The sequence below is a fragment of the Mycobacterium sp. ABE4_509 genome (assembly GCF_056160785.1).
Map to the genome: position 1 here is coordinate 1 of NZ_JBSWXU010000211.1, position 6,772 is coordinate 6,772.

Annotated in this window: 6 protein-coding genes; all 6 read left to right on the forward strand. The window is 71.9% G+C overall.

The genetic code is table 11. The features are described from left to right. The first annotated feature begins 357 nt into the window (after positions 1–357). Positions 358–1,233, forward strand: coding sequence for a DMT family transporter (locus ACXAID_RS26385; RefSeq protein WP_475025136.1), 876 nt, complete (start codon positions 358–360; stop codon positions 1,231–1,233). 24 nt (positions 1,234–1,257) lie between these two features. Beyond that, positions 1,258–1,947, forward strand: coding sequence for a class III extradiol ring-cleavage dioxygenase family protein (locus tag ACXAID_RS26390; RefSeq protein ID WP_475025137.1), 690 nt, complete (start codon positions 1,258–1,260; stop codon positions 1,945–1,947). A 68-nt stretch (positions 1,948–2,015) separates the two neighbouring features. Beyond that, entirely contained in the window at positions 2,016–2,933 is a 918-nt protein-coding gene (gene miaA / locus ACXAID_RS26395) for a tRNA (adenosine(37)-N6)-dimethylallyltransferase MiaA (protein WP_475025141.1), read from the forward strand. A gap of 4 nt (positions 2,934–2,937) precedes the next feature. Continuing rightward, the gene (gene dapF, locus ACXAID_RS26400) at positions 2,938–3,831 is read left to right on the forward strand and encodes a diaminopimelate epimerase (protein WP_475025138.1); all 894 of its coding nucleotides are present in this window, start codon (positions 2,938–2,940) and stop codon (positions 3,829–3,831) included. Positions 3,832–3,856: 25 nt separating this feature from the next. After that, positions 3,857–5,269, forward strand: coding sequence for a GTPase HflX (gene hflX, locus ACXAID_RS26405; protein ID WP_475025139.1), 1,413 nt, complete (start codon positions 3,857–3,859; stop codon positions 5,267–5,269). Between the two features lie 238 nt (positions 5,270–5,507). Further along, on the forward strand, positions 5,508–6,772 hold a 1,265-nt coding region (locus ACXAID_RS26410; RefSeq protein WP_475025140.1), incomplete at its 3' end, for a DEAD/DEAH box helicase.

The window sequence follows — 6,772 nt, forward strand, 5'->3', positions numbered from 1 at the left end:
GGCGGGGCCCGGGCCGCGCCGGACCGGGTTTGGGCTTGGGTTTGGCGACGGCGGCCGGCGACGGTCTGCGGACCGGCGCAGCCGAAGGGATGGGCGCGGAGTCCGGCCCGCTGGGCTGTGCGTCCTGCGCTTCGCCCGGTTCGGTGATCGTCATGGTCGGTTACCTCGTGCCCTCCGCGCGGAATCCGCGCACCTGCCGCGCTGCGCGGCGCCTGGTAGCTGGTCGGGAGCGACCCGTCTGACTCGCAGCGACGGGCACACTCCTGGAAACTATTGAAACAGGTCGCGGGGCTCTGTGCCCGCGCCTTGGCCACGGCGCCTCTTTAGGCTCGGTACCAAACCCCGGGGAGGTCGTCGATGGCGAGAGCGGATATCGCCGCTTTGCTTGCCTTGGCCGCAGCCATGTTCATCGCGGTCGGCGACGTCATCCACCAACGATCCGCCGTCGAGGTGACCGATGAGCCGGTCGGGAACCTCCAGTTGTTCCTGCAGTTGTTGCGCGACGGCAGGTGGTGGCTCGGTACCGGTGTGGCCGCCGCCGGATTCGCCCTGCAGGCCGCGGCGCTGGGGCTGGGCTCGGTGCTGTTGGTGCAGGCCCTGCTGGTCACCTCGTTGCTGTTCGCGCTGCCGATCAGCGCTCGGGTGGCGCGCCGCCGGGTGACCAGCTGGGAGTGGATGTGGGCCGCGCTGCTGGCCGGCTCGGTGGTCGTCATCGTCACCGTCGGCAATCCGACGGCCGGGCAGGCGCGCGGCTCCCTGGAAACCTGGCTCGCGGTGGTCGCGGTGCTCGGGCCCGCGCTGGCGCTGTGCCTCGTCGGCGCCCAGATGTGGTCGGGCCCGGTCAGCGCGGTGCTGCTGGGAGCCGTCTCGGGTGCGCTGTGGGGGGTGTTCGCGGTGCTGACCAAATCGGTGGTGCACCGGCTCGACGTGACCAGCTGGGCCGGGGTGATGGAGCTGGTTCGCACCCCGGAGCTGTACGCGTGGGTGCTCGTCGCCGTCGGCGGTACCGCGCTGCAGCAGGCGTCCTTCCGGGCCGGTCCGCTGACCGCCTCGTTGCCCACCATGACCGTGGCCGAACCGATGGTCGCGGCTGTGCTGGGCATCGTCGTCCTGGGCGAGACACTGCAGCCCGGTGACGCCGGGTTGGCCACGTTGATCCTGGCGGTGGCGGCGATGGTGATCTCAACCGTGGCCCTCGCGCGCGGTGAAGCGGCCACCCGGCAACCGGCCTGAGCTGGTGCGGCTACGTTGGGATGCGTGCTGAGCGCCCTCGCGATCGTGTCGTCGGCACCGGTCATGGTTGCCGAACTCGCCGGTGCGGCCGCCGCCGAAACGGCCGATCTGCGCGACGCGGCGCTGGCGGCGGCCGAAAGGCTGCCCTCGCGCTGGCTCGGTGTCGGAGTGGCTTCCGACGACGCGATGTTCGGGCCCGACGCCGTCGGCACGTTCGCCGGCTACGGGGTCGACCTGCCGGTGGGGTTGTCCGCCGGTGCGCTCGACGGACCGCCGGCCGAGCTGCCGCTGTGTGTCCTGGTGGCGGCCTGGCTGCGGGGGCTGGTCCGGCCGTCCGCCGGCGCCCGGGTGCGCACCTACCGTGCCGACCACAGCGCCGAGGAAGCGATCGGGTTCGGCCGCCGGCTGCGGGCAGAGATCGACTCGGCCGCCGAGCCGACCGGGGTCCTGGTGGTGGCCGACGGGCTCAACACGCTCACCCCGGCCGCGCCCGGCGGGCACGACCCCGACTCACCCGCCCGCCAGCACGACCTCGATGAAGCGCTCGCCGCCGGAAACCTCGCGGCGCTGGCCGGTCTGCCCGACGGGGTGGTCGGCCGCGTCGCCTACCAGGTGCTGGCCGGGCTCGCCGAACCCGGCCCGGGGTCTGCCGAGGAGCTCTACCGGGGCGCGCCGTACGGCGTCGGCTATTTCGTCGGCGTCTGGACGCCGTGATGGGCGCGCGTCTGGACGCCGTGATGGGCGCGCGTCTGGACGCCGTGATGGGCCCGCGTCCGGGCGCCGTGCGGCCGGTGGCCATCGTCGGGCCCACCGGGACCGGCAAGTCGGACCTGGCCCTGGCGATCGCCGGGGAACTGGCCGGCGAACAACCCGTCGAGGTGGTCAACGCCGACGCCATGCAGTTCTACCGGGGCATGGACATCGGCACCGCGAAACTCGCCGTCGGCGACCGCAGGGGAGTGCCCCACCATCAACTCGACGTCCTCGACGTCACCGAGACCGCCAGCGTCGCGCGCTATCAGGATGCAGCGGCCGCCGACGTGGAGGCGATCGCCGCCCGGGGTGCGCTGCCGGTGATCGTCGGCGGTTCGATGCTCTACGTGCAGTCCCTGCTCGACCAGTGGTCGTTCCCGGCCACCGACACCGCGGTTCGCGCCCGGTGGGAGGGCGAACTGGCCCGGGTCGGGGTCGCGGCCTTGCACGCCGAGCTGGCCCGCGTCGACCCGGATGCGGCGGCCACCATCCTGGCCACCGACGGCCGCCGGATCGTGCGGGCGCTGGAGGTGGTGGAGCTGACCGGCCGGCCCTTCGCCGCGTCGGCGCCACGTATCGGCGAACCGCGGTGGAACACCGCCATCGTCGGGCTGGACTGTGACACCGCGCTTCTCGACGAGCGGCTGGCCCGCCGGACCGACCTGATGTTCGCCAAGGGCCTGGTCGAGGAGGTGACCGCGCTGCTCGACCGCGGCCTGCGCGACGGGGTGACCGCGGCCCGGGCGCTGGGCTACGCCCAGGTGATCGCCGACCTGGATGCCGGGGGCGACGGATCGGGCGCCCGGGAGCCGACATTCGTCGGGACACGCCGCTATGTGCGCCGGCAGCGCTCCTGGTTCCGGCGTGACCACCGCATCCACTGGCTGGACGGAGCGGCGCCCGGAAACGCCGAACGCGTGCTGCGGATCTGGCGGGACGTATCCTGAACAGGTGAAGTTCGCCAAGGGGCACGGCACGGAGAACGACTTCGTGGTCCTGCTCGACGAGCCCGCCGCGGTCGCGCTGACCCCGGCGGCGGTCACTGCGCTGTGCGACCGCCGGCGCGGGCTGGGCGCGGACGGCGTCCTGCGAGTCACCACGGCCGGGGCCGCCCGCCAAGCCGGCGTGCTGGACCGGCTTCCCGAAGGTGTCGGCGCCGGGGACTGGTTCATGGACTACCGCAACGCAGACGGTTCGGCAGCCCAGATGTGCGGCAACGGTGTGCGGGTGTTCGCCCACTACCTGTGGGCCGCGGGCCTGGAACGCCGGCGCGAGTTCGTGGTCGGCTCCCTGGCCGGCCCCCGGCCGGTGCACCTGCACGCCGCCGACGCCACCTTCGCCGAGGTCAGCGTCGAGATGGGCAAGGCCAATCAGTTCGGCACCGGCGGAGCAGTGGTCGGCGGGCGGCGCTTCAGCGGGCTCGCCGTCGACGTCGGCAACCCCCATCTGGCCTGTGTGGACCCCGGCCTGAGCGCCGACGAACTGGCCGCCCTCGACGTCGCGGCGCCGGTGCAGTTCGACGCCGGGCAGTTCCCGGAGGGGGTCAACGTCGAGGTTCTCACCGCCCCGTCGGACGGCTCGGTGCGGATGCGGGTACACGAACGCGGAGTGGGGGAGACCCGGTCCTGTGGCACCGGCACGGTCGCCGCCGCCGTCGCCGCGCTGGCACACCAGGGCGCGCAGACCGGAGCGCTGCGCGTGCAGATCCCGGGTGGGGAGGTCACCGTCACCGTCACCGAGGCCAACAGTTTTCTGCGGGGCCCGTCGGTGCTCGTCGCACACGGCGAGCTCGCCGAGGAATGGTGGACGGCCCAGCAGGCGTTAATCGAGGTGCATGAACAGTGATCTCCGTGCGAATCTTGATTCGCCTATGACCTATCCCGAATTCCGCAACGAGACCCCCAGTGCGGGCGAGCTGGCACTGGAAGACCGCAGCGCCCTGCGCCGCGTCGCCGGGCTGTCGACCGAACTGGCCGACATCTCCGAAGTCGAGTACCGGCAGCTGCGGCTCGAGCGCGTCGTCCTGGTCGGTGTGTGGACCGACGGGAGCGCGGCCGATGCCGACGCCAGCCTGGCCGAGCTGGCCGCCCTGGCCGAAACGGCCGGCTCCGAAGTCCTCGAAGGGGTGATCCAGCGCCGCGACAAGCCCGACCCCGCCACCTACATCGGGTCGGGCAAGGCCGCCGAACTGCGCGAAGTCGTGCTGGCCACCGGCGCCGACACCATCATCTGTGACGGTGAACTCAGCCCGGCCCAGCTCAACGCGCTGGAAAAGATCGTCAAGGTCAAGGTGATCGACCGCACAGCGCTGATCCTCGACATCTTCGCCCAGCACGCCACCAGCCGGGAAGGCAAGGCGCAGGTGGCGCTGGCGCAGATGGAGTACATGCTGCCCCGGCTGCGCGGCTGGGGTGAATCGATGTCCCGGCAGGCCGGCGGCCGCGCCGGTGGCGCCGGCGGCGGCGTGGGGACCCGCGGTCCGGGTGAGACCAAGATCGAAACCGACCGCCGCCGCATCCGCGAACGAATGGCCAAGCTGCGCCGGGATATTCGAGCGATGAAGCAGGTGCGGGACACCCAGCGCAGCCGGCGCAGCGCCAGCGACACACCGTCGGTGGCCATCGTCGGCTACACCAACGCCGGCAAGTCGAGCCTGCTCAACGCGCTGACCGGCGCTGGTGTGCTGGTCGAGAACGCGTTGTTCGCAACGCTGGAACCCACCACGCGCCGTGGACAGTTGGACGACGGCCGGCCCTTCGTGCTGACCGACACCGTCGGTTTCGTGCGCCACCTGCCCACCCAGCTCGTCGAGGCGTTCCGCTCGACCCTCGAGGAGGTCGTCGACGCCGACCTGCTCGTGCACGTCGTCGACGGCTCCGATGTCAACCCGCTGGCCCAGATCAACGCGGTACGCCAGGTCGTCAACGACGTGGTCGCCGAGTACGGCATCGCGCCGCCGCCGGAACTGTTGGTGGTCAACAAGACCGACGCCGCCAGCGGTCTGATGCTCGCGCAACTGAGAGGCGCGCTGCCCGGCGCGGTGTTCGTCTCCGCGCGGACCGGGGACGGGCTGGCGAAGTTGCAGGCCCGGATGGCCGAGATGATCGAGCCCCGCGACATCGTGGTGGACGTGACCATCCCCTATGACCGAGGCGAATTCGTCAACCGGATCCATGCCGAAGGGCGGGTGGACGCGGTCGAGCACACCGAGACCGGCACCAGGATGAAGGCGCGGGTGCCGATGTCGCTGGCTGCGGCTTTGGACCCGTTCGCGACCTACTGACCTGTACGAATGCGGTGTCCTGGCGGATGTGCGGTAGCGTGGTCGACGTCGGCCGCGGAAGAACACTGACGTCACCACCGCAGCTCGGCGCCGGGCAGGCGACAACCTCTGGAGCCCCCGGTGCTGCCGACACCCGATCACTCACCACGGCGTAACCGCCACTGTGTGCGCACTGCCGCTCGACGCTTACTCGTCGCGGCCAGCCGGGCACACACCGCCCGAAGCCGGAAAGGCACACATGACCACCTCGACATTCGCCGACCTCGGCGTGCCCGCACCCCTGGTGCAGGCACTGCAGGCCCGCGACATCACCACCGCGTTTCCCATCCAGGCCGCCACCCTGCCCGACTCGCTGGCCGGCCGCGACGTGCTCGGCCGCGGCAAGACGGGCAGCGGCAAGACGCTGGCGTTCTCGATTCCGTTGGTCGCCTCGCTGACCGGCCGGCCCAGCCGGCCGGCCCGCCCCTCGGGCCTGGTGTTGGCGCCGACCCGTGAGCTGGCCACCCAGATCACCGCGGTGCTCGAACCGCTGGCTGCCGCGGCAGGACTGAGCGTCACCACCATCTTCGGCGGGGTGTCACAGAACAAGCAGGTCGCAGCCCTGCGCGGCGGCGCCGACATCGTCGTGGCCTGCCCGGGCCGGCTCGAGGACCTGATGCGCCAGAAGCTGGTCACCCTCGACGGCGTCGCGACGACGGTGCTCGACGAGGCCGACCACATGGCGGACCTGGGCTTCCTGCCCGGGGTGACCCGGATCCTGGCGGCCACCCCCGCCGGCGGGCAACGGCTGCTCTTCTCGGCCACGCTGGACAACGGCGTCGACAAACTCGTGCGGCGCTTCCTCGCCGAGCCGGTCATACATTCGGTCGATGAGGTCAGCGCACCGCCCGCGGCGATGACCCACCACGTGTTCCACGTCGGAGGCGCGCAGCAGAAGAAGGAACTCGTGCACCGGCTGGCCTCCGGCACCGGCCGGCGGATCTTGTTCATGCGCACCAAGCACCAGGCCCGCAAGCTGGCCAAGCAGCTCACCGAATCGGGTGTGCCCTCGGTGGATCTGCACGGCAACCTCTCCCAGCCCGCCCGTGACCGCAACCTCGCGGCGTTCAGCGACGGCACCGCGCGGGTGCTGGTGGCGACCGACATCGCTGCCCGCGGTGTTCACGTCGACGGTGTCGAGCTGGTGGTCCACGTCGATCCGCCGATGGAACACAAGGCCTACCTGCACCGCTCGGGCCGCACCGCGCGGGCGGGAAGCGCCGGCGATGTCGTCACGGTGGTGCTGCCCGAGCAGCGTCGAGACACCCAGCACCTGCTCCGCCGAGCCGGCATCACGGTGCGTCCGCAGGAGGTCACCGCGCAGTCGGGCCCGGTGCACACCCTGGTCGGGGAGGTCGCACCGCTGCAGGCTCCGGCCCCGAAACCGGCTCCCGCCCAGGCGAAAAGCCAAGGCGGCGGCCAGCAGCGTGGGCACGGCGGCAGCCAGCAGCGCGGGCACGGCGG